Source organism: Streptomyces sp. NPDC059373, assembly GCF_042751495.1.
Lineage (GTDB): Bacteria > Actinomycetota > Actinomycetes > Streptomycetales > Streptomycetaceae > Actinacidiphila.
Genome location: NZ_JBHYXC010000021.1, coordinates 107,737 through 133,002 on the forward strand (window position 1 = coordinate 107,737; position 25,266 = coordinate 133,002).

At 71.2% G+C, this 25,266-nt stretch carries 14 protein-coding genes, 1 tRNA gene and 1 rRNA gene; 4 read left to right on the forward strand and 12 right to left on the reverse strand.

Going from position 1 to position 25,266, the window contains the following annotated elements; all coding sequences use genetic code 11:
- Nucleotides 1-8: 8 nt before the first annotated feature.
- The 3 genes from ACFXJ5_RS25735 (at nucleotide 9) to ACFXJ5_RS25745 (ending at nucleotide 6,381) form a co-directional block, all read left to right on the forward strand.
- Nucleotides 9-4,688 carry an ATP-dependent helicase gene (locus ACFXJ5_RS25735; protein WP_384635497.1) on the forward strand — a complete coding sequence of 1,560 codons (4,680 nt, stop codon included), beginning with the start codon at nucleotides 9-11 and terminating at the stop codon, nucleotides 4,686-4,688.
- A 94-nt stretch (nucleotides 4,689-4,782) separates the two neighbouring features.
- Nucleotides 4,783-5,583, forward strand: a complete 801-nt coding sequence (locus tag ACFXJ5_RS25740) for a DNA-formamidopyrimidine glycosylase family protein (RefSeq protein WP_384635500.1) — start codon at nucleotides 4,783-4,785, stop codon at nucleotides 5,581-5,583.
- 36 nt (nucleotides 5,584-5,619) lie between these two features.
- The gene (locus tag ACFXJ5_RS25745) at nucleotides 5,620-6,381 is read left to right on the forward strand and encodes an SDR family NAD(P)-dependent oxidoreductase (RefSeq protein WP_384635503.1); all 762 of its coding nucleotides are present in this window, start codon (nucleotides 5,620-5,622) and stop codon (nucleotides 6,379-6,381) included.
- A 522-nt stretch (nucleotides 6,382-6,903) separates the two neighbouring features.
- Here the strand turns inward: ACFXJ5_RS25745 and ACFXJ5_RS25750 are convergent.
- The 9 genes from ACFXJ5_RS25750 to ACFXJ5_RS25790 all read right to left on the reverse strand — a co-directional run bounded on the left by ACFXJ5_RS25750 (nucleotide 6,904) and on the right by ACFXJ5_RS25790 (nucleotide 20,990).
- Nucleotides 6,904-7,374, reverse strand: coding sequence for a Dps family protein (locus tag ACFXJ5_RS25750; protein ID WP_384635506.1), 471 nt, complete (start codon nucleotides 7,372-7,374; stop codon nucleotides 6,904-6,906).
- 148 nt (nucleotides 7,375-7,522) lie between these two features.
- The gene (locus ACFXJ5_RS25755; RefSeq protein WP_127359496.1) at nucleotides 7,523-7,906 is read right to left on the reverse strand and encodes a helix-turn-helix domain-containing protein; all 384 of its coding nucleotides are present in this window, start codon (nucleotides 7,904-7,906) and stop codon (nucleotides 7,523-7,525) included.
- Nucleotides 7,907-8,000: 94 nt separating this feature from the next.
- On the reverse strand, nucleotides 8,001-8,582 hold the full coding sequence (locus tag ACFXJ5_RS25760; protein WP_384635510.1) for a CinA family protein: 582 nt from the start codon (nucleotides 8,580-8,582) through the stop codon (nucleotides 8,001-8,003).
- Nucleotides 8,579-9,223 carry a CDP-diacylglycerol--glycerol-3-phosphate 3-phosphatidyltransferase gene (pgsA, locus tag ACFXJ5_RS25765; RefSeq protein WP_384635513.1) on the reverse strand — a complete coding sequence of 215 codons (645 nt, stop codon included), beginning with the start codon at nucleotides 9,221-9,223 and terminating at the stop codon, nucleotides 8,579-8,581. Before pgsA ends, ACFXJ5_RS25760 begins: the two co-directional genes overlap by 4 nt.
- Nucleotides 9,220-10,704, reverse strand: coding sequence for a 30S ribosomal protein S12 methylthiotransferase RimO (gene rimO / locus ACFXJ5_RS25770; RefSeq protein ID WP_384635516.1), 1,485 nt, complete (start codon nucleotides 10,702-10,704; stop codon nucleotides 9,220-9,222). The genes pgsA and rimO overlap by 4 nt, the downstream gene beginning before the upstream one ends.
- Nucleotides 10,705-10,779: 75 nt before the next feature.
- Nucleotides 10,780-11,604, reverse strand: a complete 825-nt coding sequence (locus tag ACFXJ5_RS25775) for a helix-turn-helix domain-containing protein (protein ID WP_384635519.1) — start codon at nucleotides 11,602-11,604, stop codon at nucleotides 10,780-10,782.
- Nucleotides 11,605-11,825: 221 nt separating this feature from the next.
- Complete coding sequence (locus ACFXJ5_RS25780; RefSeq protein WP_384635522.1) at nucleotides 11,826-14,423, reverse strand: DNA translocase FtsK; 2,598 nt, start codon at nucleotides 14,421-14,423, stop codon at nucleotides 11,826-11,828.
- A 140-nt stretch (nucleotides 14,424-14,563) separates the two neighbouring features.
- Nucleotides 14,564-15,250, reverse strand: a complete 687-nt coding sequence (locus tag ACFXJ5_RS25785) for a two-component system response regulator (protein ID WP_384635525.1) — start codon at nucleotides 15,248-15,250, stop codon at nucleotides 14,564-14,566.
- 253 nt (nucleotides 15,251-15,503) lie between these two features.
- A complete protein-coding gene (locus ACFXJ5_RS25790) occupies nucleotides 15,504-20,990 on the reverse strand; it encodes a HAMP domain-containing protein (protein ID WP_384635528.1) in 5,487 nt (1,828 codons plus the stop codon).
- 281 nt (nucleotides 20,991-21,271) lie between these two features.
- Between ACFXJ5_RS25790 and ACFXJ5_RS25795 the strand changes: the two genes are divergently transcribed.
- Nucleotides 21,272-23,878 carry a SpoIIE family protein phosphatase gene (locus tag ACFXJ5_RS25795; protein ID WP_384635530.1) on the forward strand — a complete coding sequence of 869 codons (2,607 nt, stop codon included), beginning with the start codon at nucleotides 21,272-21,274 and terminating at the stop codon, nucleotides 23,876-23,878.
- Nucleotides 23,879-23,928: 50 nt separating this feature from the next.
- Here ACFXJ5_RS25795 and ACFXJ5_RS25800 read toward each other — a convergent pair.
- From ACFXJ5_RS25800 to rrf, 3 genes are all read right to left on the reverse strand, one after another.
- Nucleotides 23,929-24,001: transfer RNA gene (locus tag ACFXJ5_RS25800), tRNA-Thr, on the reverse strand.
- 52 nt (nucleotides 24,002-24,053) lie between these two features.
- Nucleotides 24,054-25,028 carry a DegT/DnrJ/EryC1/StrS family aminotransferase gene (locus tag ACFXJ5_RS25805; RefSeq protein WP_384635533.1) on the reverse strand — a complete coding sequence of 325 codons (975 nt, stop codon included), beginning with the start codon at nucleotides 25,026-25,028 and terminating at the stop codon, nucleotides 24,054-24,056.
- A gap of 146 nt (nucleotides 25,029-25,174) precedes the next feature.
- Nucleotides 25,175-25,266 (reverse strand): 5S ribosomal RNA (rrf, locus tag ACFXJ5_RS25810); the annotation flags it as partial.

Sequence of the window (25,266 nt, forward strand, 5' to 3'; positions counted from 1 at the left end):
TGGATGACATGTCGCGACGGAGCACTAGGAACACGCCGGAGGAGGACCCGGCGTCGTCCCTGGACGCCTTCTCCCCCGCCACCCGCGCGTGGTTCACGGGGGCCTTCGCCGCGCCCACGGCCGCGCAGGCCGGGGCGTGGTGGGCGATCGCCGAGGAATCCGACGTCCTGGTGGTCGCGCCGACCGGCTCCGGCAAGACCCTCGCGGCCTTCCTGGCGTCCCTGGACCGGCTGGCCAGCACCCCGCCGCCGGCCGAGGCCCAGCGGCGCTGCCGGGTGCTGTACGTGTCGCCGCTGAAAGCGCTCGCGGTGGATGTGGAGCGTAATCTACGCAGCCCGCTCACGGGGCTGAAGCACGAGTCCGTACGGCTCGGACTGCCGGAGCCGGAGGTGCGGGTCGGCATCCGCTCGGGCGACACCCCGCAGGCGGAGCGGCGCGCGCTGGCGACCAGGCCGCCGGACATCCTGATCACCACACCCGAGTCGCTGTTCCTGATGCTCACCTCGGCGACGCGGGACGCGCTGCGCGGCGTCGAGACGGTGATCCTCGACGAGGTGCACGCGGTCGCCGGGACCAAGCGGGGCGCTCATCTCGCCCTGTCGCTGGAGCGGCTGGACGAGCTCCTGGACCGGCCCGCGCGGCGGATCGGGCTGTCGGCGACCGTCCGGCCGGTGGACGAGGTGGCGCGCTTCCTGTCCCCGCAGCGCAAGGTGACGATCGTCCAGCCGCCCTCGGAGAAGGAGTTCGACCTCTCGGTGGTCGTCCCGGTCGAGGATCTGGGCGAGCTCGGCGGCTCGCCTGTGGCCGACCACAGCGGAGCGGCGGCGGCCGGGGACGAGCGGCCGTCGATCTGGCCGCATGTGGAGGAGCGGATCGCCGACCTGGTGCAGGCGCACCGCTCCACGATCGTCTTCGCCAATTCACGGCGCCTGGCGGAGCGGCTGTGCAACCGGCTCAACGAGATCGCGTACGAGCGTGCCACGGGCGAGCCGATGCCCGAGTCCGGGCCGCCCGCCGAGATCATGGCGCAGTCCGGGGCGGCACAGGGCGCTCCTCCGGTGCTGGCACGGGCACACCACGGGTCGGTGTCCAAGGAGCAGCGGGCACTGGTCGAGGAGGATCTGAAGGCGGGGCGGCTGCCGGCCGTCGTGGCCACCTCCAGCCTGGAGCTGGGGATCGACATGGGCGCTGTGGACCTGGTCGTCCAGGTGGAGTCGCCGCCGTCCGTCGCCTCCGGGCTGCAGCGGGTGGGCCGGGCCGGACACCAGGTGGGCGCGGTCTCCACGGGCGTGGTCTTCCCCAAGTACCGGGGCGACCTGGTGCAGTCGGCCGTGGTGACCGAGCGGATGCGCGTGGGCGCCATCGAGTCGCTGCGCGTCCCGTCCAACCCCCTCGACGTCCTGGCGCAGCAGCTGGTCGCCATGACCTCCCTCGACACCTGGGACGTCGACGAGCTGCTGGCCGTCATCCGGCGTGCCGCGCCCTTCGCCGGGCTGCCGCACTCCGCGTACACCGCGGTCCTGGACATGCTCGCCGGGCGCTATCCGTCCGACGCCTTCGCCGAGCTGCGCCCGCGCCTGGTCTGGGACCGGGTGGCCAACACCGTCACCGGCCGCCCGGGGGCGCAGCGGCTCGCGGTGACCTCGGGCGGCACGATCCCGGACCGGGGGCTGTTCGGGGTCTTCCTGGCCGGGGCCGACCCCAAGAAGGGCGGCGGCCGGGTCGGCGAGCTCGACGAGGAGATGGTGTACGAGTCCCGGGTCGGGGACGTCTTCACGCTGGGCACGAGCTCCTGGCGGATCGAGGACATCACCCGGGACCGGGTCCTGGTCTCCCCCGCGCCCGGGGTGCCGGGCAGGCTGCCGTTCTGGAAGGGCGACCAGCTGGGCCGCCCGCTCGAACTGGGCCGGGCGGTGGGCGCGTTCCTGCGCGAGGTCGGCCGGCTGGCCCCCGAGAAGGGCCGGGAGCGGCTGGCGGCGGCCGGGCTCGACCCTTGGGCCGTCGACAACGTCCTGGCGTATCTGGACGAGCAGCGCAAGGCCTGCGGCCATGTGCCGGACGACCGCACCATCGTCGTCGAGCGCTTCCGGGACGAGCTGGGCGACTGGCGGATCGTGGTCCACTCGCCCTTCGGCGCCCAGGTGCACGCCCCATGGGCGCTGGCGCTGGGGGCGCGGCTGGCCGAGCGGTACGGCTTCGACGCCCAGGTGATGCACGCGGACGACGGCATCGTGCTGCGGCTGCCCGACGCCGATCTGCTGGGTATGGATCTACTGGACGTCGATCCGGTCAAGCAGGGCGCGGAGTTCGACACCGAGCAGTCGCCGGTGGGGGCCGCCGATGTCGCCTTCGACAAGGGCGAGGTCGAGCAGCTGGTCACCGACCAGGTCGGCGGCTCCGCGCTCTTCGCGTCGCGCTTCCGCGAGTGCGCGGCCCGCGCGCTGCTGCTGCCGCGCCGCAGTCCCGGCAAGCGCACACCCCTGTGGCAGCAGCGCCAGAGGGCGGCCCAACTGCTGCAGGTCGCCTCGGAGTTCGGCTCGTTCCCGATCGTGCTCGAAGCGGTCCGCGAGTGCCTCCAGGACGTCTTCGACGTGCCAGGGCTCGTCGAGCTGATGGGCGACATCGAGGCCCGCCGGGTGCGGCTGGTCGAGGTCACGACCCCCGAGCCGTCGCCCTTCGCGCGCTCGCTGCTCTTCGGCTATGTCGCGCAGTTCCTGTACGAAGGCGACTCCCCGCTCGCCGAGCGGCGCGCCGCCGCACTGTCGCTGGACTCCCGGCTGCTGGCCGAGCTGCTGGGCCAGGCGGAGCTGCGCGAGCTGCTGGACGCCGATGTGCTGGTCGAGCTGGAGCGGGAGCTGCAGTGGCTGACCGAGGACCGCCGGGCCAAGGACGTGGAGAGCGTCGCCGATCTGCTGCGGCTGCTCGGGCCGCTGACCGACGCCGAGCTGATCGCCCGGGGCGCCGAGCCGGCGTGGGTACGGGAGCTGGAGGCGACCCGGCGGGCGATCCGGGTCCGGCTGGGCGGTGCGGAGCACTGGGCGGCCGTCGAGGACGCCGGACGGCTGCGGGACGCGCTCGGCACGGCGCTCCCGGTCGGGGTGCCGGAGGCCTTCACCGAGCCGGTCAAGGACCCGCTGGCCGATCTCCTCGCCCGGTACGCACGCACCCACGGCCCCTTCACCTCCGCCGAGGCGGCCCAGCGCTTCGGCCTGGGCACGGCCGTGGCCGACGGCACCCTGCACCGGCTGGCGGCACCGGGCCGGGTGGTCCAGGGCGAGTTCCGGCCCGGCGAGGCGGGCCACGAGTGGTGCGACGCCGGGGTGCTGCGGCGGCTGCGGCGGCGCTCGCTGGCCGCGCTGCGGCATGAGCTGGAGCCGGTGCCGCCCACGACCCTGGCCACGTTCCTGCCGCAGTGGCAGCACGTGGGCACCCACAGCCTGCGCGGCATCGACGGTCTCGTACGGGCCGTCGAGCAGCTGCAGGGGGCGTCGGTGCCCGCGTCGGCGCTGGAGAAGCTGGTCCTGCCGGCCCGCGTCACGGGATACGCGCCCGCCATGCTCGACGAGCTGACCGCGTCCGGCGAGATCCTCTGGTCGGGAGCCGGGGCACTGCCGGGCAAGGACGGCTGGGTTTCGCTCTATCTGGCCGACGCCGCGCCGCTGCTGCTCCCCCCGCCGCAGCCGCTGGAGCTGTCCCCACTGCACCGGGCCGTCCTGGATGCCCTCGGCGGAGGCTACGGGCTCTTCTTCCGGCAGATCGCCGACCATGTGCGCGCCGCGGGGCTCAGTCCCTCCGATCCCGAACTGGCCGACGCCGTCTGGGACCTGGCCTGGTCCGGCCGGCTCACCAACGACACGCTCGCCCCGCTGCGCGCCCTCCTCGGCTCCGGCCGCACCGCGGGTTCCACGGCGCACCGCGCACCGCGCGCCGTGCCTCGCGGTCGCTACGGTTCGCTGACCGGGCGGGCGCCGCGCGCCACGGCGTCCCGTTCGGGGCCGCCCACGACGGCAGGGCGGTGGTCGTTGGTCCCGCCCCTGGAGACGGACGTCACCCATCGCGCCCACGCCCTCACCCATACGCTGCTCGACCGGCACGGCGTCGTGACCCGTGGCGCGGTCGCCGCCGAGGGCGTCGAGGGCGGCTTCTCGGCCGCGTACCGCGTGCTCTCCGCCTTCGAGGAGACCGGTCAGGCCCGCCGTGGATATGTGGTGGAGGGGCTAGGCGCCGCCCAGTTCGCCATGGACGGCGCCGTGGACCGCCTGCGCGCCATCAGCACCGCCCGCGACCGCGAGGAGGGCCGCCACGCCCAGGTCCCCGCCGCCCGCACGGTGGTCCTGGCCGCCGCCGACCCCGCCAACGCTTACGGTGCGGCTCTTCCCTGGCCCGAGCAGCCCGCCGGCGTCACCCACCGCCCCGGGCGCAAGGCCGGCGCCCTGGTCGTCCTGGTCGACGGCGAGCTTGCCCTCTACGTCGAGCGCGGCGGCAAGACCCTACTCGCCTTCCCCGATGACGAGGACCGGCTCCAGGCCGCCGCCGACGCGCTCGCCCTCGCCGTCCGCGAGGGCGCCCTCGGGCGGCTCACGGTCGAGCGCACGAATGGCGAGTCCGCGCTCACCTCGCCCCTGGGCCGCGCCCTGGAAGCCGCCGGCTTCCACGCCACCCCCCGGGGCCTGCGCCTGCGGGCCTAGGGGCTGCGCCCTCCCCCACCCCGCGCCTTCGCAAAACCGGAGGGCAGCGCCCCCGGTTCGGGCGGGCCGCACGCGCGCGCGGCAAAATGGCTCCATGCCTGAAGGGGATACGGTCTGGCTGACCGCGCGGCGGCTGCATGAGGCGCTCGCCGGAAAGGTGCTGGTCAGGTGTGATCTGCGGGTGCCGCAGTTGGCGACGGCGGATCTGGGCGGGCGGAGGGTGGAGGAGGTCGTCCCGCGCGGTAAGCATCTGCTGGCGCGGTTCGAGGGCGGGGTGACGTTGCACTCGCACTTGATGATGGACGGGTCCTGGCATCTGTACGCCCCGGGCGAGCGGTGGCGCGGCGGTCCGCAGCACCAGGTGCGGGCGGTGCTGGCCAGCGCGGACCGGGTGGCGGTGGGGTACCGGTTGCCGGTGCTGGAGTTGCTGCCGACCGCCGAGGAGGAGAAGGCGGTGGGCCACCTCGGGCCGGATCTGCTGGGGCCGGACTGGGATCCCGGTGAGGCGGTGCGGAGGCTGACGGCGGAGCCGGGGCGGGCGGTCGGCGAGGCGTTGCTCGACCAGCGGAATCTCGCGGGCCTGGGCAATGTCTACAAGTCGGAGCTGTGCTTCCTGCGCGGGGTTACCCCGTGGACACCCACCGGTGAAGTCCCGTCCCCGGAGCGCGTCGTGACCCTGGCCAAGCGGCTGCTGGAAGCCAACAAAGCCCGCCCGGGGCACATCACCACCGGTGACACCCGGCGCGGCCGGACGCACTGGGTGTACGGGCGGGCCGACCGCCCCTGTCTGCGCTGCGGGACCATGATCCGGGTCGCGGACCTGGGACCGGCGGGCCAGGAGCGCGTGACGTACTGGTGCCCGAGCTGCCAGCGGGGTCCGGCTCCGGCAAAGTAATTGACGTACCGTCAGATCCGGCCGTACGGTCACCGCATGGCCGACCTCACCGGACGTACCGCATTGATCACGGGCGCCGCCAGCGGCATAGGAAGGGCCTCGGCCCGGCTCCTCGCCGAGGCCGGGGCCACCGTCGTCTGCGCGGACCGCGACGAGCCCGGCGCCCAGCAGACCGTGAAGCTCATCGGCGAGGCGGGCGGCACCGCGTACGCCCGGGCCCTCGACGTCACCGACCGCGCCGACACCGCCGAGGCGGTCCGCGAGACCGTACGCACCCACGGCAGGCTGGACGTCCTCGCCGCGATCGCCGGGATCATGCACCGCAGCCCCGTCCTGGAGACCGACGAGGCCGACCTGGACCGGGTCCTTGCCGTCAACTTCAAGGGCGTCCTGCACAGCGCCCGCGAGGCGGCCCGTGCGATGAAGGAGCAGGGTTCCGGGTCCGTCATCACGATGGCCTCCGGCGCGATCGACACCGGCATGAGCGGGCTGCTCTGCTACAGCGTCTCCAAGGCCGCCGTCGTCCAGCTGACGAAGACCCTGGCCACCGAACTCGGCCCCTACGGCGTGCGCGCCAATGCCATCGCCCCCGGCTTCATCCGTACCCCCATGACCGCCCGCGACGACGAGGGCGCTCAGGCCCGCGGTGAGGAGGCGATGGCACGCGCCACGCCCCTGGGCCGCGTGGGCGACCCAGGGGACGTGGCGAACACGGTGCTCTTTCTGGCCTCCGACCGCTCAGCCTTTATGACCGGCCAGATCCTGCGCCCCAACGGCGGCATCGCCATGCCCTGGTAGGCACGTCAGAGGCCTACGGGGCCCCGGCAGGCCCGCGCCGCGCCGGGCAGCCGGGATCGCGGGAGCCGACGACCCTGATCGGCGGGACCCTGTCCGGGTCACGGAGTGCAGCGGGATGAGGCTCAGGCCCCAGCCACCTGCCGCCACCAGACCCTCGACCGGGCCGGTCCGGGCCGGCACCACGGCGAGCCGCAGGGCGGCCCACCACCAGAACGCGCCCGCGACGAGCGCGATCGTCCAGCGGACCGGCCGCTGGACCCAGATCTTCCGGAGAACGCACATGGCCGCCTCCTTCGGAGCCCCGAGGTTGCGGCGGGGAACCCGTGAAGAGTTCCCCGTACCCTGATTCGATCCCCGGCCTTCAAGATCGCTAGACCCTTGCGGCCAGATCCACCCCATCCTTCACTCGATCGGGCTAAAAACCGGCCGCTACCTGCGACAACGCCAGCAGGACGCGCTACACGGCGCCCCGGAATCCAGCTCCAGACCGCTCCAGACCGCTCCGGACTTCTCCAGACCGCTCTAGACGTTCTCCGCCTGGAACATCCAGTGGTGCTTCTCCAGATCGCCGGCCAGGCCGATCAGGATGTCCTGAGTCACGGGGTCCGGCTCGTCGGTGGCCTCGATGCCCTCACGCACCCGCTTGATCGCCTGTCCCAGCGCCTCGACCATGATCTCCACGACCTGCGAGTCCTTGACCCAGCCGTCCGTGACCGTGTCGATGCCGCTGCTCTTGGCCACGGTGCCCGCCCTGCCGTCCGGGGTGACACCGATGGCGGACGCCCGCTCGGCGACCCTGTCGGCGTACGTACGGGCCGTGGCCACCACGTCGTCGAGCTGGAGGTGGACCGAGCGGAAGCGCGGGCCGATGACGTTCCAGTGGACCTGCTTGGCCACCAGCGAGAGGTCGATCAGATCCGCCAGAACACCCTGCAGCGCATCACCGGTGACCTTGCGGGCGGCCTCGGTCAGCGTGCTCGTAACGACAGCCATGCTGTTGCCTCCTTGTGAAACCGTGCGAGGAACGAGCCGGTCGTCCCCTTTCACGCCTTCCCGTTCCACTGGTCCCAAACGCAACAAAGCCGGAGCCCCGGTCGGCGTGGTGCCGACCGGGGCTCCATACGGAAAACCCATGTGTCGCTCAGGCCGCGACGACGTCCACGGCCTCGGCGGGCGCCTTCGGCGCCTTGATGGTGACCCGTTCGTCCGGACCGTGCGGTACGGACGTGACCGCGCCCAGCAGCGGCCGCATAGGCGCGGCAGCGGACTCGGAAGCCGCCGACTCCGCCAGCTCGGCAAGCGACAGATCGTCGCTGACCTCCCGCATCACCTCGGACATCGGGACGTCCAAAGCGTCGCAGATCGCCGAGAGCAGCTCGGAGGATGCCTCCTTCTGCCCCCGTTCGACCTCCGACAGATATCCCAGGGACACCCGGGCTGACGAGGAGACCTCACGCAGGGTGCGGCCCTGGCGCTGGCGCTGCCGACGCAGCACGTCACCAAGCAGGCGACGGAGCAGGATCATCGGTGGCTCCCTCCTCGGACCGCGAAATCGCAACCTTCTCGCCCCACCGTACCGCCTCGGGCCTCGGCCGTGCGGGGAGCGATGACGTGTTCACTCAGGGCTGCAAACATCCCTTCCCCCCACCATCTTCCCTATCCTTCGCCTCCGCCGATTTGCGAGAAGTTCTCGAGCCCGACACAAGCGGCTGCTCGATGGCCTGCTCCGGCGCCTGCTCCAACGCCTGCTCCAGCAGGGCCAGAGCGGCGCCCACCGCCGCCCCCCGGATCGCCGCCCGGTCGCCCTCCAGCCGCAGGTCCCGGGCCCGCGCGGAGGCCCCGGGGCCCGCCACGGCCACGTACACCGTCCCCACCGGTTTGCCGTCCTGCGGGTCGGGACCGGCGACGCCGGTGGTGGCAAGCCCCCAGTCGGCGCTCAGGGCGGCCCGTACGCCCTCCGCCATGGCGCGGGCGACTTCCGGGTCGACGGCGCCGCGTTCGGCCAGCAGAACCGCGTCCACGCCGAGCAGCCGTGCCTTGAGCTCGGTGGCGTACGCCGTGACCGAGCCGCGGAAGGTCCGTGAGGCGCCCGGCACCCCGGTCAGCTCGGCGGCAAGCAGCCCGCCGGTCAGGGATTCGGCGACCGCCAGGGTCGCACCCCGCTCGTCCAGCATCCGCAACACCCGGGCAGCTGCGGTCATTCCTGCGACTCCCGCGCGGCGGCGGCCAGCCCCGCCCGGCGCAGCACCAGGGCCTGTCGTACGTAGTCGAGCCCGGACCAGACCGTCAGGATCACGGCGGCGCCCATCAGCACGGCCCGCAGCGTGGCCAGCGGCCCGGTGAGGACCAGGATGTACATGCCGACGGCGATGCCCTGGGTGAGCGTCTTGAGCTTGCCGCCCCGGTTGGCCGGGATGACGCCCCACCGGATCACCCAGAAACGCAGCACCGTGATGCCGATCTCCCGGAAGAGGATCACGACGGTCACCCACCACGGCAGGTCGCCCAGCGCCGAGAGCCCGACCAGGGCGGCGCCCATGATGGCCTTGTCGGCGATCGGGTCGGCGATCTTGCCGAAGTCGGTGACGAGGCCGTAGCGGCGGGCCAGCTCGCCGTCGAAGAGGTCGGTGATCATCGCGACGGCGAAGGCCGCCCACGCGAAGGAGCGCCAGGCGGGGTCGTCGCCGCCGTCGTGGACCAGCAGCAGGACGAAGCCGGGCACCAGCACCAGCCGCACCATCGTGAGGATGTTCGCGATGTTCCACAGCCCTGCCTGCGGGGCCGTGGGAACAACGGCCGCGGGGCGGTGGTTGCCGGCGGCGGGTGCGGGGACTCCGGTCATCTGCCCGCCTCCTCCGGCTCCGTACACAGCGACGTCACCGGCTCGGCGACCAGGTCGACGCCCTCGGTGTCGACGACCTTGGCGGTGATGATCATGCCGGGTGCGAGGCCCTCGTACGAGGTGAGAATCACCTGGCCGTCGGTCTCCGGCGCCTGGTGCGCGGCCCGGCCGATCGCCTCGTCGTCCTCGACGCTCTCCACCAGCACCTCGACCGCCGAACCGAGCCGCTCCTCGGCGCGCTGCGCCGTCAGCTCCTCGGCGAGCCGCGAGACCCGGGCCAGGCGCTGGGCCACCACGTCCTCGTCGAGCTTGTCGCCGTACGTGGCCGCTTCGGTGCCCTCCTCGTCGGAGTAGCCGAAGACGCCGATCGCGTCGAGCCTCGCGGCGGTCAGGAAGCGCTCCAGCTCCTCCAGGTCCGCCTCGCTCTCGCCGGGGAAGCCGACGATGAAGTTGGAGCGCACACCCGCCTCGGGGGCCTTGGAGCGGATGGTGTCCAGCAGCTCCAGGAAACGCTCGGTGTCGCCGAAGCGGCGCATGGCACGCAGCACGCCGGGGGCGGAGTGCTGGAAGGACAGGTCGAAGTACGGCATGACCTTGGGCGTCGAGGTCAGTACGTCGATCAGGCCGGGCCGCATCTCGGCGGGCTGCAGATAGCTGACCCGGATCCGCTCGACGCCCTCGACGGCGGCCAGCTCGGGCAGCAGCGTCTCCAGCAGCCGGATGTCGCCGAGGTCCTTGCCGTACGAGGTGTTGTTCTCGCTGACCAGCATGACCTCCTTGACGCCCTGCTCGGCCAGCCAGCGGGTCTCGCCCAGCACATCCGACGGACGGCGGGAGATGAAGGAGCCCCGGAAGGACGGGATGGCGCAGAAGGAGCAACGGCGGTCGCAGCCGGAGGCGAGCTTGACCGAGGCGACCGGGCTGCTGTCCAGGCGCCGGCGCAGCGGCGCGCGGGGCCCGGAGGCGGGCGCGAGGCCGTCGGGCAGGTCCTCCGGTGCGGGGGCGGGCGCCTGGGCGTGTCCCGGCAGCGCCACGCCCGCGGTGTCCTGGCGCTCGGCGGGGCTGATCGGCAGCAGCTTGCGCCGGTCGCGCGGGGTGTGGGGGGCGTGCACACCGCCGGACAGGATGGTCTGCAGGCGGTCGGAGATGTCCGCGTAGTCGTCGAAGCCGAGCACCCCGTCGGCCTCGGGCAGCGCCTCCGCCAGCTCCTTGCCGTACCGCTCGGCCATGCAGCCCACCGCGACGACGGCCTGGGTGCGGCCCTGCCCCTTGAGGTCGTTGGCCTCGAGGAGGGCGTCGACGGAGTCCTTCTTCGCGGCCTCGACGAAGCCGCAGGTGTTCACGACGGCGACGTCCGCGTCGGTGGCGTCCTCGACGAGCTGCCAGCCGTCCGCCGCCAGACGGCCGGCGAGCTCTTCGGAGTCCACCTCATTGCGGGCGCAGCCGAGCGTGACAAGGGCGACGGTACGGGGTTCGGGCATGACCTCAGCGTACTTTGTCCGGCCCGTGCCCCCGCCCCCGAGGGGTCGGGGGCGATCACTCGCGGCGCTCCCGGGTCAGCCCGCCTGCGGATCTCCCGGCGTGAAGTTGAGCCGCTGGACCTGGCCGGGGGTGCCGGCCCTGCCGATGTCCTTGCCGTTGACGAACAGTTTGACGGCGCCGGCGTTGCCCACGATGAGGTTGATCTTCTTCTCGTCGGTGAAGGACATGGACTGCCCGGCGGGGAGGTTGCCCTGGAAGAGGGAGCGGCCGTTGCTGTCGGTCACCGAGACCCAGCTCTTGGCGCCGTCGGCGGTGATCTTCACGGTGACCTTGTCGGCCGGGGCCGCGGCGATCGCGCTCTCGGTCGGGTCGGGCTTGGTGTCGGTGGCGGTTGTGTGCGAGGGACTGGCGCTCTTGGTGGTGGCCACCACGGTGGGCTTGCCGGCCACCGGCTGGCTCCCGTCGCTGCCGCCGTTGAAGATGGTGAAGCCGACGAAGCCGACGACCGCGACGATCGCCGCGACCATCGCGGCGGTCCAGTTGGGGCGGCGCGGCTCGGAGCGGATCCGTTCGGCCTCGTACAACGGGGCCGTCGGGGTCGGGGTCGGGCCGATGCCGCCGTGCTCGGCGGCGTACTGCGCCACCAGCGGTTCGGGGTCGAGGCCGACGGCGCGGGCGAGGGTCCTGATATGGCCACGGGCGTAGACGTCGCCACCGCAGCGGGAGAAGTCGTCCTGCTCGATGGCGTGCACGATGGGCGCGCGGACACGCGTGCTGCTGCTGACCTCGTCGACGGTCAGGCCGGCGGCGAGGCGTGCCTGGGCGAGGGCGTGACCGACCGGGGGCCGGTCGTCGGCGACCGGGGGACGGTCGTCGGATGGCGGGTTGCCGATGGACACGGGGGCGCCTTTCGAGCGTGTAGCCACCTGCTGGAGACTCAGTCTAGGGGGGGTCGGAAAAGGTGGGGCAAGCGGACGGCCGTTCTTTGTCCGCCATCAGGATTGCCGGACGGAACTGTCACCCGGCCGGTGCCTCTGACACGCGGACATGCGCCTTCCTCCTGCAATAACTTGACGTACGGGCAGGAGAAACGGTTGCCCCCGCCCCTCTTACGAGTGAGCTACGAATGAGTCTCGCCGCGGATAACGGCGAGGACTCCGTCCATCTCATCGGGCTTGACCAGAACATCGCGGGCCTTCGAGCCCTCACTCGGACCGACGATCCCGCGCGATTCCATCAGATCCATCAGCCTGCCCGCTTTCGCGAAGCCCACACGCAGCTTGCGCTGAAGCATCGAAGTGGAGCCGAACTGTGTCGACACGACCAGTTCCGCGGCCTGGCAGAGCAGGTCGAGGTCGTCGCCGATCTCCTCGTCGATCTCCTTCTTCGGACCGCTGCCGACCACCACGTCCTCGCGGTAAGCGGGCGTCAGCTGGTTCTTGCAGTGGCCGACGACCGCCTCGATCTCGGCCTCCGTGACGTAGGCGCCCTGCATACGGATCGGCTTGTTCGCGCCCATCGGCAGGAACAGTCCGTCACCCTTGCCGATGAGCTTCTCGGCACCCGCCTGGTCGAGGATGACCCGGCTGTCGGCGAGTGAGGAGGTCGCGAAGGACAGTCGCGACGGCACGTTGGCCTTGATCAGACCGGTCACCACGTCCACGCTCGGCCGCTGCGTCGCCAGCACCAGGTGGATGCCGGCCGCGCGGGCGAGCTGCGTGATGCGGACGATCGCGTCCTCGACATCGCGTGGCGCCACCATCATCAGGTCCGCCAGCTCGTCCACGATCACCAGCAGATACGGATACGGGGCCAGCTCGCGCTCGCTGCCCTCGGGCGTCTTGGCCTTGCCGGAGCGCACCGCCGCGTTGAAGTCGTCGATGTGCCGGAAGCCGTACGCCGCCAGGTCGTCGTAGCGCAGGTCCATCTCGCGGACCACCCACTGCAGCGCCTCGGCGGCCCGCTTGGGGTTGGTGATGATCGGCGTGATCAGGTGCGGGATGCCCTCGTACGCGGTCAGCTCGACGCGCTTGGGGTCGACCAGGACCATCCGCACCTCGTCGGGCGTGGCGCGCGCTATCACCGAGGTGATCAGGCAGTTGATGCAGGACGACTTGCCGGCGCCGGTGGCGCCCGCGACCAGGATGTGCGGCATCCGGGCGAGGTTGGCCATCACATAGCCGCCCTCCACGTCCTTGCCGAGGGCCACCGTCATCGGGTGTTCCTCGCCGGCCGCCTCCGCCGAGCGCAGCACATCGCCGAGGACGACCAGTTCGCGGTCGCTGTTGGGGATCTCGATGCCGACCGCCGACTTGCCGGGGATCGGGCTGATGATCCGTACGTCCGGACTGGCGACGGCGTACGCGATGTTCTTGGCCAGCGCCGTGATCCGCTCGACCTTGACGGCCTGGCCGAGCTCGACCACATAGCGGGTGACCGTCGGGCCCCGGGTGAAGCCGGTGACCCGGGCGTCCACCTTGAACTGGGAGAACACATCGGTCAGCTGGGCGACCACCGCGTCGTTGGCGGCGGTGCGGGTGCGTCCGGGGCCACCGCGCTCCAGCAGGTCCAGCGACGGGAGGGCGTAGGTGATGTCGCCGGACAGCTGCAACTGCTCGGCGCGCGGCGGCAGCGGCGCGCCCTCGGCGGGCCCCGGCTTCTTGGTGAGGTCGGGTACGGACCCGGTGTCCTCGCCGGTGGCCGCGGGCGGCTCCGGCTCCTCGTCCCGGGCCGCCGGCACCGGGGACTTGATCAGCCCGGCGACCAGCGCCGAGGGCTGTACCCCGTACATCACGGCGCCGTCCAGGTCGGCGGCCGCGGCGGCGGCCACGTCGACCGCGTCCAGACGGAGTACTCCGCTGTCGTCCGAGGGGTCCGTCCTGGGCTCGTAGCGGCGCTTCGTGCGCCGGCGCGGCCTCGGCTCGTCCTCGAACAGGTCCCCGAGCGCCACGTCGTCGCCGACCGGCTCGGGCGCTTCGAGCAGCCGCAGCCACATGGCCAGCTCCCGCAGCCGCTGCGGGATGGCGGCGACCGGGGTGGCGGTCACGACCAGCAGCCCGAAGAAGCTCAGCAGGGCCAGCAGCGCCACGGCGAGCGGTTTGCCGACCGTGTACTCCAGCGGCGCCGAGGCGGCCCAGCCGATCAGCCCGCCCGCGTCGCGGATCTTCTCGGCGCCCTGGCCGCGCCCGGGCGAGCCGCAGCCGATGTGGACCAGCCCGAGCACACCCACGACCAGCGTGGACAGCCCGATGACGATGCGGCCGTTGGCGTCGCCCTCCTCCGGGTGCCGCATGAGCCGTACGACGACGATCCCGATCAGGACCGGCACCACCAGGTCCAGCCGCCCGAAGGTGCCCGTGACCAGTATCTGGACCAGGTCGCCCACCGGGCCCTGCAGATCGGAGTACGTACCGACCGCGACCACCAGCGCGAGGCCGAGCAGCAGCAGCGCGAGGCCGTCCTTGCGGTGGGCCGGGTCGAGGCCGCGCGCGCCGCGCCCTATGCCGCGGAAGAGCGCGCCGACGGTGTGGGCGAGGCCGAGCCACAGGGCCCGTACGAGCCGGTAGACCCCGCCGGTCGGCGAGGGTGCGGCCTTGACGGCAGGCTTAGGTGCGGCTTTGGCCGCCGGCTTCTTGGCGGGGGGCCGCTTCGCCGGGGGCTTCTTGGCCGCAGGCTTGGCGGCAGCCTTCTTGGCGGTGCCGGACGAACGTGAGGCCATGATGCTGAGGTTACCGCCGAAGACCGTAAGGGACACGCGTGCCCATTGATACCCCCGTTCGTGTCGCGCCCTTGGCACAGCACGGGTGACAGGACGTCAACGGCCGCCGGCCACGAACCGCACGGCGCCTTACGGCGCGTTCAGTCCTGCGACGGGACCTTGCCGGCGTCGCCGGCGCCGGTGCCCGGCTCCAGGGCGTCCAGCGCCCGGCGCAGGCCGGTGAGTTTGCGCTCCAGGTGGGCGGCGGTGGCGACGGCTGCCGCGTCCGAGGACTCGTCCAGCTGTTTGGACAGTGCCTCGGCCTGCTCCTCCACGGCCGCGAGCCGGGCGGAGAGTTCGGCGAGCAGTCCGACGGCCTCCTTGGTGCCGTTGGAGCCGCTCTGGCCGCCACCCTGCTCGAGCTGGAGCCGCAGCAGCGCGGCCTGCTCGCGCAGCTGGCAGTTCTTCATGTAGAGCTCGACGAAGACGGAGACCTTGGCCCGCAGCACCCACGGGTCGAAGGGCTTGGAGATGTAGTCGACGGCTCCGGCCGCGTATCCCCGGAAGGTGTGGTGCGGGCCGTGGTTGATGGCCGTGAGGAAGATGATCGGGATGTCCCGTGTCCGCTCACGTCGCTTGATGTGCGCGGCGGTCTCGAATCCGTCCATCCCCGGCATCTGGACATCGAGCAGGATCACCGCGAAGTCGTCGGTGAGCAGCGCCTTGAGCGCTTCCTCCCCGGACGATGCCCGCACCAGCGTCTGATCGAGCGCCGAGAGAATGGCCTCCAGCGCCAGCAGATTCTCCGGCCGGTCATCGACCAGGAGGATCTTGGCCTTCTGCACCATGGCCCGCCCTCCTCGCCCCGGCACTGCACCGGGTGCCGCCCCCATGGACGACTTCTGTACGTCGCCCGTCCTTGTGCCGGTCATGGTAGCCGCACCCCGCTGTCCGCCACACCCTGTCACCGCCATGTCACTGTGCACGTAGCAGAAACGCAAGCGGAGACCAGAAGGTTCCCCGAATCCCGTGTTCTCACACCTGATTGACCACGGCGAGTCATGTCGATCACGAGCTCCGACGAGGCGGGCAGGAAGGCGTTCAACGGGCTTGCATCCACTGTTCCATCACCGCGAGCAGGTGGTCCGTGTCGACGGGCTTGGCGACGTAGTCCGACGCGCCGGACTCGATGCTCTTCTCCCGGTCGCCCTTCATCGCCTTCGCGGTGAGCGCGATGATCGGCAGGTTGGCGAACTGAGGCATCCGGCGGATCGCGGCAGTCGTCTCATATCCATCCATTTCCGGCATCATGATGTCCATCAGCACGATCGCCACATCGTCGTGCTGCTCCAGCACCTCGATGCCCTCACGGCCGTTCTCCGCGTACAGCACCGTCAGCCCGTGCTGCTCCAGGACGCTGGTGAGCGCGAAGACGTTGCGGATGTCGTCGTCCACGATGAGCACCTTCTCGCCGCTGAAGCCGCCCGCGAAGCCGGTGTACGCGTCGCTGTGGGCGCCGCCCACCCACGAGTCGGCGAGCTGCTGCGGGGGCTGCCCGGGCGGGGCCTGGCTGACCGTCGGGGCGGCGGAGGTGGAGCGGCGGCGCAGCCTGGCGAGGCTGCTGCCCGCGCCCCGGCCCCGGGCGCCGGGCGGCAACGCGTGGCCGGCGTACAGACCGTGCAGAGGGTGGTCGGTGCCCGCCTCGTCCTCGGCGGCGGCGGGCAGCGCCGGGTAGCCCTGCGGGGGCAGTTCGCCGCTGCTGAGGGGGAGGTAGAGGGTGAACGTCGAACCGCGGCCGGGCTGGCTGTCGGCGTGGATCTCGCCGCCGAGCAGCCGGGCGATCTCGCGGCTGATGGACAGCCCGAGGCCGGTGCCTCCGTACTTGCGGCTGGTCGTGCCGTCCGCCTGCTTGAAGGCCTCGAAGATCACCCGCATCTTGCTCGACGCGATCCCGATTCCGGTGTCGGTGACCGAGAACGCGATCAGCGGCTGGTCCGCGTCGCGCAGCGCGCCCGACTCCAGCAACTGCTCGCGGATCGACTGCGGCACCTCGGGCCCGGCCGGCCGGATCACCAGCTCCACCGAGCCGCTGTCGGTGAACTTCACCGCGTTGGACAGCAGGTTGCGCAACACCTGGAGCAGCCGCTGCTCGTCGGTGTGCAGCGTCACCGGCAGCTCCGGCGAGACCCGTACGGAGAAGTCCAGGCCCTTCTCGGCGGTCAGCGGCCGGAAGGTGGCCTCGACGTAGTCCACCAGCTGGACCAGGGCGATCCGGGTCGGGGTGACGTCCATCTTGCCCGCCTCGACCTTCGACAGGTCCAGGATGTCGTTGATCAGCTGGAGCAGGTCGGAGCCGGCGCCGTGGATCGTTTCGGCGAACTCGACCTGCTTGGGCGAGAGGTTGCTCTCGGCGTTGTCGGCGAGCAGCTTGGCCAGGATCAGCAGCGAGTTGAGTGGGGTCCGCAGCTCGTGCGACATGTTGGCCAGGAACTCGGACTTGTAGCGCATCGAGACCGCGAGCTGCTCGGCGCGCTCCTCCAGGACCTGCCGGGCGTCCTCGATCTCGGTGTTCTTGACCTCGATGTCCCGGTTCTGCCGGGCGAGGCGGTCGGACTTCTCCTCCAGCTCGGCGTTGGACACCTCCAGCGCCCGCTGCCGGTTCTCCAGCTCGTCGCTTCGCTCCCGGAGCTGCTCGGTGAGCTCCTGCGACTGCTTGAGCAACCCCTCGGTCTTGGTGTTGACGCCGATGGTGTTGACGCTGACCGCGATCATGTCGGTGATCTGGCCGAGGAAGTCCTTCTGGATCTGGGTGAAGGGCTGGAAGGAGGCCAGCTCGATCACGCCGAGCACCCGGTCCTCGAAGAGCACCGGCAGCACGATCACATGCGCCGGGGGTGCCTCACCGAGCCCGGAGGCGATCTTGAGATAGCCGGGCGGGACGTTCTCGAGCAGGATCGTCCGCTTCTCCACGGCCGCCGTGCCGATCAGCCCGTCACCGGGCAGGAAGGTGGTCGGCATGGCCCGCCGGGAGAACCCGTACGAGCCGATGAGCCGCAGCTCGTACTCGTACCCCGCCCCGTCGACAGGGTTCTCGCCGCCTTCGATCTCCTCCGCCAGGAAGAAGGCGCCGTGCTGCGCGGAGACCACCGGTGTGAGCTCACTCATGATGAGCGCGGCCACGTCGTTGAGGTCCCGGCGGCCCTGCATCAGGCCGGAGATGCGGGCGAGGTTGCCCTTGAGCCAGTCCTGCTCCTTGTTGGCGAGGGTGGTCTCGCGCAGACGCACGATCATGGTGTTGATGTAGTCCTGGAGTTCCAGGATCTCGCCCGCCGCGTCCACGTCGGTGCGGATGTTGAGGTCGCCACGGGTCACCGCGGTGGCGACCTGGGCGATGTTGCGGACCTGGCGGGTCAGGTTGTTGGCCATCAGGTTCACGGACTCGGTGAGGTCCTTCCAGATGCCGGAGACCCCCGGCACCCGGGCCTGGCCGCCGAGCCGGCCCTCCGTACCCACCTCACGGGCGACGCGGGTCACCTCGTCACCGAAGGCCGACAGCTGGCCGACCATCGTGTTGACCGTGGTCTTCAGCTCCAGGATCTCGCCGCGCGCGTCCACGTCGATCTTCTTGGACAGGTCACCGCGGGCCACGGCGGTGGTGACCTCGGCGATGTTACGGACCTGGCCGGTCAGGTTGGACGCCATGAAGTTCACCGACTCGGTGAGGTCCTTCCAGGTACCCGAGACGCCGGGCACGCGGGCCTGGCCGCCGAGGATGCCGTCGGTGCCCACCTCGCGGGCCACCCGGGTCACCTCGTCACCGAAGGCGGACAGCGTGTCGACCATCGTGTTGATCGTTTCTGCGAGCTGCGCGATCTCGCCGCGCGCCTCGACGGTGATCTTCTTGGTCAGGTCGCCGTTGGCGACGGCGGTGGCGACGGAGGAGATGGACCGCACCTGACTCGTCAGGTTGTTGGCCATCAGGTTCACGTTGTCCGTCAGGTCCTTCCAGATGCCCGACACGTCGCGGACCCGGGCCTGGCCGCCCAACTGGCCCTCGGTGCCCACCTCGCGGGCCACCCGGGTCACCTCGTCACCGAAGGCGGACAGCTGGTCGACCATCGTGTTGACGGTGGTGACCAGGGCGAGGATCTCGCCCTTCGCGTCGACGGTGATCTTCTTGGACAGATCGCCCTGGGCGACCGCCGTGGTGACCTCGGCGATGGTGCGGACCTGGCTGGTCAGGTTGGTCGCCATGAAGTTGACGGACTGGGTGAGGTCCTTCCACGTACCCGATACGCCCTTGACCTCGGCCTGGCCGCCGAGGATGCCCTCGGTGCCCACCTCGCGGGCCACCCGGGTCACCTGCTCGGCGAAGGACGACAGCTGGTCGACCATCGTGTTGAGGGTGTTCTTCAGCTCCAGGATCTCGCCCCGGGCGTCCACGTCGATCTTCTGCGACAGGTCACCGCGCGCCACGGCGGTCGCGACCTGCGCGATGTTACGGACCTGGGCGGTCAGGTTCCCGGCCATGCCGTTCACCGAATCCGTCAGATCCCGCCACACACCGGCCACGCCCGGCACCTGCGCCTGGCCGCCGAGCCGGCCCTCCGTACCCACGTCGCGGGCGACGCGGGTCACCTGGTCGGCGAAGGCGGACAGCTGGTCGACCATCGTGTTGAGGGTGTTCTTCAGCTCCAGGATCTCGCCCCGGGCGTCGACCTCGATCTTCTGCGACAGGTCGCCGCGCGCCACGGCCGTGGTCACCTGGGCGATCTGGCGGACCTGAGAGGTCAGGTTGCCCGCCATGAAGTTGACGGAGTCCGTCAGGTCCTTCCAGACGCCGCTGACGCCGTCCACGCGGGCCTGGCCGCCCAGCCGGCCCTCCGTGCCCACGTCGCGGGCCACCCGGGTCACCTGGGCGGCGAAGGAGGACAGCTGGTCCACCATCCGGTTCACGGTGTTCTTCAGCTCCAGCATCTCGCCGGAGACGTCCACCGTGACCTTCTGCGACAGGTCACCGTTGGCCACCGCCGTCGTGACCTGCGCGATGTTGCGGACCTGGCCGGTGAGGTTGCGGAAGGCCGTGTTGACGGAGTCCGTCAGGTCCTTCCAGGTACCGGCCGCGCCGGGCACCTGCGCCTGGCCGCCCAGCTCACCCTCGACACCGACCTCACGGGCCACCCTGGTCACTTCCGCACCGAAGGCGGACAGCTGGTCGACCATGGTGTTGACGGTGTTCTTCAGCTCCAGCATCTCGCCGGAGACGTCCACGGTGACCTTCTGCGACAGGTCACCGTTGGCCACCGCCGTCGTCACCTGCGCGATGTCGCGCACCTGGGCCGTCAGGTTGCGGAAGGCGGTGTTCACCGAGTCGGTGAGGTCCTTCCAGATGCCCGCCGCCCCCGGCACCTGCGCCTGACCGCCGAGCTGGCCCTCGGCGCCGACCTCGCCCGCCACCCGGGTCACCTCGTCGGCGAACGTACGCAGCGTCTCGGTCATCGCGTTGATGGTCTCGGCGAGCTGCGCGACCTCGCCGCGCGCGCCGATCGTGATCTTCTGCGACAGGTCGCCGTTCGCGACCGCCGTCGTCACCTGGGCGATATCGCGCACCTGGGCCGTCAGATTGCCGGCCATAAGATTTACGGAATCCGTCAGGTCCTTCCACACGCCGGCCACACCGGGCACCTGTGCCTGGCCGCCGAGTTCACCCTCGGTGCCCACCTCGCGTGCGACACGGGTCACTTCGGAGGCGAAGGAAGAGAGCTGATCGACCATCGTGTTGACGGTGTTCTTCAACTCCAGCATCTCGCCGGCCACATGAACCGTGACCTTGCGGGACAGATCACCCTTCGCCACGGCCGTCGTAACGAGAGCGATGTCACGTACCTGGGCGGTCAGCCGGGACGCCATCGTGTTGACCGAATCCGTGAGATCCTTCCACGAACCCGACATTCCGCGCACCCGCGCCTGCCCGCCGAGCTTGCCCTCGGTGCCGACCTCACTGGCCACCCGGGTCACCTCGTCGGTGAACGCGGAGAGCTGGTCGACCAGCCCGTTGGTGGTCCGACCCACCTTCAGGAACTCGCCACGCAGCGGGTGCGCCGAGCCGTCGGAGCCCTGCGAGCGCAGGTCCATCCGCTGCTCCAGGTCGCCTTCCGCCACCGCCGACAGCACCCGGCCGACCTCGGACACCGGGCGCACCAGGTCCTCCACCAGGGCGTTCGAGGCGTCGATCGCCGCAGCCCAGGCGCCCTCGCAGGCGCCGGTCTCCAGACGCTCGGTCAGCTTGCCCTCCCGGCCGACCACGCGGCGTACGCGGGCCAGTTCGCCGGTGAGGTGTTGATTGCGGTCCGCGACCTCGTTGAAGACGGCGGCGATCTCCGCCATCACGCCGTCGCCGGACACGGTCAGCCGCTTGCGGAAGTTGCCGTCCCGCATGGAGGACAGCGCCGCCAACATTCTGTGCAGGGCAGCCGTATCCACCTCGACGGTCCCGTTCGCCCGGGCTCGTGTGTTTTTCGCCCGCGCGGAATTGCCCCGCGTCGAAGCGGTTGTCACGCCGCCTCGCGCCGATGCGCCAGACTCCACCGTGTCCCTCCCAGAGGGTCGACCGACCTGCATGTGCCTGTATAGGGCATGCCCAGTGTTTCACCATGCCCGCGCCCGGCCATAACAGTTCGGCAGCATCGCATATGACCGGCGTCATGATCGGGGCAGAAACACCCGCAACCGGCGCACGCGCGACCGACAGGGGTAAGTAACCTGGCATCCGGCTGCCCGCCAGGAACCGGGCGTACACCTCATGGGGGCTGACGGTGCAGGTACAGCGGACCGAGGACGTACACGTCCCAGGACAAACAAGGAGATCTGTGATCACGGCGCGGGCAGCGGCCACCTTCGACCCGGTCGGGCGTTCGGTCGCCACCGCGCGCGCATTCGTCCGCGACACCCTGCAGGGGTGGGGCTTCTCCGATGTGGTGGACGACGCAGTCGTCCTCACCAGCGAGCTGGTCACCAACGCCGTCGTCCACGCCGGTACCGCCGCCGACGTCGAGTGCCTGCGCTACGAGGCCGCGGTGCGGGTCGAGGTCTCCGACCGCTACCCCGAGCGCGAGGTCCCGCTCCAGGACGCCCACCGCCAGGCCCACCCCGACCACGAGGGCGGCCGCGGGCTGATCCTCTGCTCGGCCCTGGCGACCCGTTGGGGCGTCCAGTACAGCCCCGAGACCAAGCAGGTCTGGTTCCAGCTGGACCTCCCCCAGCGCCCCGCCGGCACCCGCTCGGCCGGCCCCGTCCTGCCGATTTCGGCCCTGCCGCTCGCCGACGAGCGGGTCCGCGTCGCCGTCATCCAGGTCGACCGCAACGGTATCCTCACCCGCTGGAACGACGACGCCGCCGAACTGTTCGGCCACCCCTCCGACCAGGTCGTCGGCAAACCCCTCGGCGACCTCGCCGCCTGGCCCCAGACCCCCGGCACCGGCCACGGCATCGCCGAGGCGCTGTTGCTGTCCCGCTGGGAGGGCAGCTACGGAATCCGCGGCGCCGACGGCCGCGTCCAGCCGGTGTACGGATCCCATCTGCGGGTACGCGACACCTCCGGCGAACCGTCGACCGTATGCCTGCTGGTCCGCGAGGACGAACGGGCCATCCTGCAGAACCCGGTGCGCGGCAGCGTCTCCCTCGACGCGTCGGGCGCCGAACGCGCCAAGGCCGTCGACCCGTTCGAGACCTTCATCGGGTCCCCGGCGCCCGATGACCTGGACGGCCTGCTCCAGCGCACCGTCGAGCGCGCCCGCGACATGCTCGACGGCGACGCCGCCTACCTGCTGCTCGCCACCGACGACGAGACGGAGTTGGAGGTCCGCGCCTCCACCGGACTTCCCTCGGCCCGCCAGCGCTTCGCCCGGGTCCCCGTCGAGGCCGGTACGGGCCGCTACGGCAGCGCCCGCATGCCCGCCGTCCACGAGGACCTCACCGCCGTCCCCGGCGCCGTGCCGCTGCTCGCGGGGACCGGGATGCGGTCGATCGTCACCGTGCCGCTGAAGGTCGAAGGGCGGCTCACCGGATCGCTGGGGGTCGCCGCCGAGGCCCCGGGCCGGTACTCCAACGAGCAGGCGCTGCGCCTGCAGTTCGCGGCCGACCGCATCGCCCTGGCCGTGGAGAGCGCCCGCCTGACCGAGCTGGAGCGGCTGCGGCGCGGCTCGCTGTCCTTCCTGGTCGAGGCCTCGGACCTGCTGGCCGGAACGCTGGAGCGGGACCAGACGCTGGCGCTGATGGCCCAGATGACCGTGCCCACGCTGGCCAGTTGGTGCGCCGTCTACACCATCGCCGAGCAGTCCGAGCCCGAACTCGCCTTCGTACTCCACGAGGACGAGGACCGCATCGACGGCATCAAGGCACTGCTCAGCAAGGTCCAGCCGCCGGCCCCGGACCCCACCCCCGGCGCCCGCATCTGGACCGCCCCCTCCGACGCCGCCCACTCCACCGCCCTGCGCGCCTCCCTGCGCAGCCTCGGCCTCGGGGAGCCCGGCCGGCCCGCCACCGGGCCCGGCACGGCACTGGCCACAGCGGCAGCGGTCGGCGGCGAGACCGTCGTCCTGCCGCTGGTGGCCCGCAACCGCGTCATCGGCATGCTGACGCTGGGCAAGCCCTCCGACGAGCGCTTCCGCCAGGAGATCCTGGAACTCGCCGAGGACCTGTCCCGTCGCGCCGCCCTGGCCCTGGACAACGCCCGCCTCTACAGCGAGCGGACCGCCATCAGCCAGTCGTTGCAGCGCAGCCTGCTGCCCCCAGGCCTCCCCGTCATCCCCGGCGTCGAGGTCGAGGTCGTCTACCGCGCCGCCGGCGAGGGCAACGAGGTCGGCGGCGACTTCTACGACGTCTTCCCCATCCGCGACGGCTGCTGGGGCTTCGCCATCGGCGACGTCTGCGGCACCGGCCCCGAGGCGGCAGCCGTGACCGGCCTCGCCCGGCACGCCCTGCGACTGCTGGCCCGCGAGGGCTTCAGCGGCCCCAGCGTCCTGGAGCGGCTCAACGCCGCCATCCTCGACGAGGGCGCCCGCAGCCGCTTCCTCACGCTACTGTACGGCGAGTTGTGGCCGCAGCCCGACGGCAGCGCCATCCTCAAGGTCGTCTGCGCCGGCCACCCCCTGCCGCTGCGTTTGCGCCAGGACGGCACCGTGGAGGCTGCCGCCGACCCGCAGCCACTGCTCGGCGTCATCGAGGACCTCGAACTCGTCGAGCAGACCATCGAGCTCGCTCCCGGCGACGTGCTCCTCTGCGTCACCGACGGCGTCACCGAGCGCCGCGAAGGCTCCCGCATGCTCGGTGACGACGGCCTCGCCGATGTCTTCGCCACCTGTACGGGCCTCAACGCCGGCGCCGTCGCCGCCCGCATCCAGCGAGCCGTGGAACGCTTCGCCTCCGACGCCCCGTCCGACGACATGGCGATCCTGGCGATGCGCGTACCGGAATGACCCAGGAATGACGAAGGCCCCCGCCATGAGGCGGGGGCCTTCTGTGTCTGAGCCCCAATACGGAATCGAACCGTAGACCTTCTCCTTACCATGGAGACGCTCTACCGACTGAGCTATTGGGGCGCGCTCGACGTGAAGGATCTTAACCCATCCACGCGCGCGTTTGAAAATCAGATCAGAGCACTCCGCCGAGGCTGTTGCACGCCGACGCCATCCGCTCCAACTCCCTTTCGGTGAGCCCCGGGTGCACCGGCAGCGACAACGTCTCCCCCGCCGCCGCCTCGGTACGCGGCAAATAGGCGCCCGAGACCCTCGCCCGGTTGGCGGCAATGCGATGAAGCGGCGTCGGGATGCTCACCCGCGCCCGTACGCCCCTCGACTCCAGCGCGAGCGCGAAGGCATCCCGGTCCGGCCGGCCATTACCCGGTATCCGCACCGTGTAGCGGTGATAGACGTGATGAGCGCCCGGCTCCACATGCGGCACCACCACCCCGGTCAGCGCCGAATCCAGATACCGGCAGCTCGCCCGCTGCCGCGCCACCGCACCGGCCAGCTTGGTCAGCCCGGCCCGCCCGCCGGCCGCACAATCGTCCGACATCCGCACGTCGCCGTGACCGGATGACCTCAAGTTCCTCACCGTACGCGCCAACTCCGGGTGCTCCGTCGACACCATCGCCCCGTTCTCGACGGCGAACACGCTCATCACCCCGTACGTCCCCACCTTGCGGCCCGCCAGCGCCGCGGCCTGCGCCTGGGTCGCGTCCTCGACGATCGCCAGGCCGTGCCGCTCCGCGAGCCCGGAGAGCGTGTCCACGGCCGCCGGGTGACCGAAGAGGTGAACGGGCAGAACAGCCACAGTGAGCGGCGTGATGACCGCGGCAACAGCCTCGGGGTCCAGGCAGAAGGTCAGCGGATCGATGTCCGCGAACACCGGTATCGCCCCGACCGCCCGGACGGCCTCTGCCGTCGTGGTCGGCGCGAACGACGGGAGGATGACCTCTTCCCCCGCGCCGATTCCCAGCGCCTGCAGCGACAGCCGCAGGGCAGCCATGCCCGAATCCACCGCCACGCAATGCCGGTTGCCGGCCCCTGACGAGAACTCCGTCTCCAGGGCCGCCACTTCCGCGCCTTGAAGCATGGTCTGCTGCATGCCGCCGCACCTCCACTAGCCGACGGGATCAGCATCGCGACCCTGCATGATGAGCGGCTAAGCGGAGCATGAACATACGGTTATGACAAAACAAAGAGCCGCATCCCGGGACCGAAGTCCCGGGATACGGCTCTTTATGAAGAATTGTTCGGCGGCGTCCTACTCTCCCACAGGGTCCCCCCTGCAGTACCATCGGCGCTGAAAGGCTTAGCTTCCGGGTTCGGAATGTAACCGGGCG

Excerpts from the sequence above, each read along its gene's own strand:
- ACFXJ5_RS25750 (WP_384635506.1), bottom strand. The coding sequence starts at position 7,374 with ATGGCTGTCGTTACGAGCACGCTGACCGAGGCCGCCCGCAAGGTCACC.
- ACFXJ5_RS25745 (WP_384635503.1), top strand. The coding sequence starts at position 5,620 with ATGGCCGACCTCACCGGACGTACCGCATTGATCACGGGCGCCGCCAGC.
- ACFXJ5_RS25785 (WP_384635525.1), bottom strand. The coding sequence starts at position 15,250 with ATGGTGCAGAAGGCCAAGATCCTCCTGGTCGATGACCGGCCGGAGAAT.
- ACFXJ5_RS25755 (WP_127359496.1), bottom strand. The coding sequence starts at position 7,906 with ATGATCCTGCTCCGTCGCCTGCTTGGTGACGTGCTGCGTCGGCAGCGC.
- ACFXJ5_RS25805 (WP_384635533.1), bottom strand. The coding sequence starts at position 25,028 with ATGCAGCAGACCATGCTTCAAGGCGCGGAAGTGGCGGCCCTGGAGACG.
- rimO (WP_384635516.1), bottom strand. The coding sequence starts at position 10,704 with ATGCCCGAACCCCGTACCGTCGCCCTTGTCACGCTCGGCTGCGCCCGC.
- ACFXJ5_RS25760 (WP_384635510.1), bottom strand. The coding sequence starts at position 8,582 with ATGACCGCAGCTGCCCGGGTGTTGCGGATGCTGGACGAGCGGGGTGCG.
- ACFXJ5_RS25740 (WP_384635500.1), top strand. The coding sequence starts at position 4,783 with ATGCCTGAAGGGGATACGGTCTGGCTGACCGCGCGGCGGCTGCATGAG.
- pgsA (WP_384635513.1), bottom strand. The coding sequence starts at position 9,223 with ATGACCGGAGTCCCCGCACCCGCCGCCGGCAACCACCGCCCCGCGGCC.
- ACFXJ5_RS25735 (WP_384635497.1), top strand. The coding sequence starts at position 9 with ATGTCGCGACGGAGCACTAGGAACACGCCGGAGGAGGACCCGGCGTCG.
- ACFXJ5_RS25780 (WP_384635522.1), bottom strand. The coding sequence starts at position 14,423 with ATGGCCTCACGTTCGTCCGGCACCGCCAAGAAGGCTGCCGCCAAGCCT.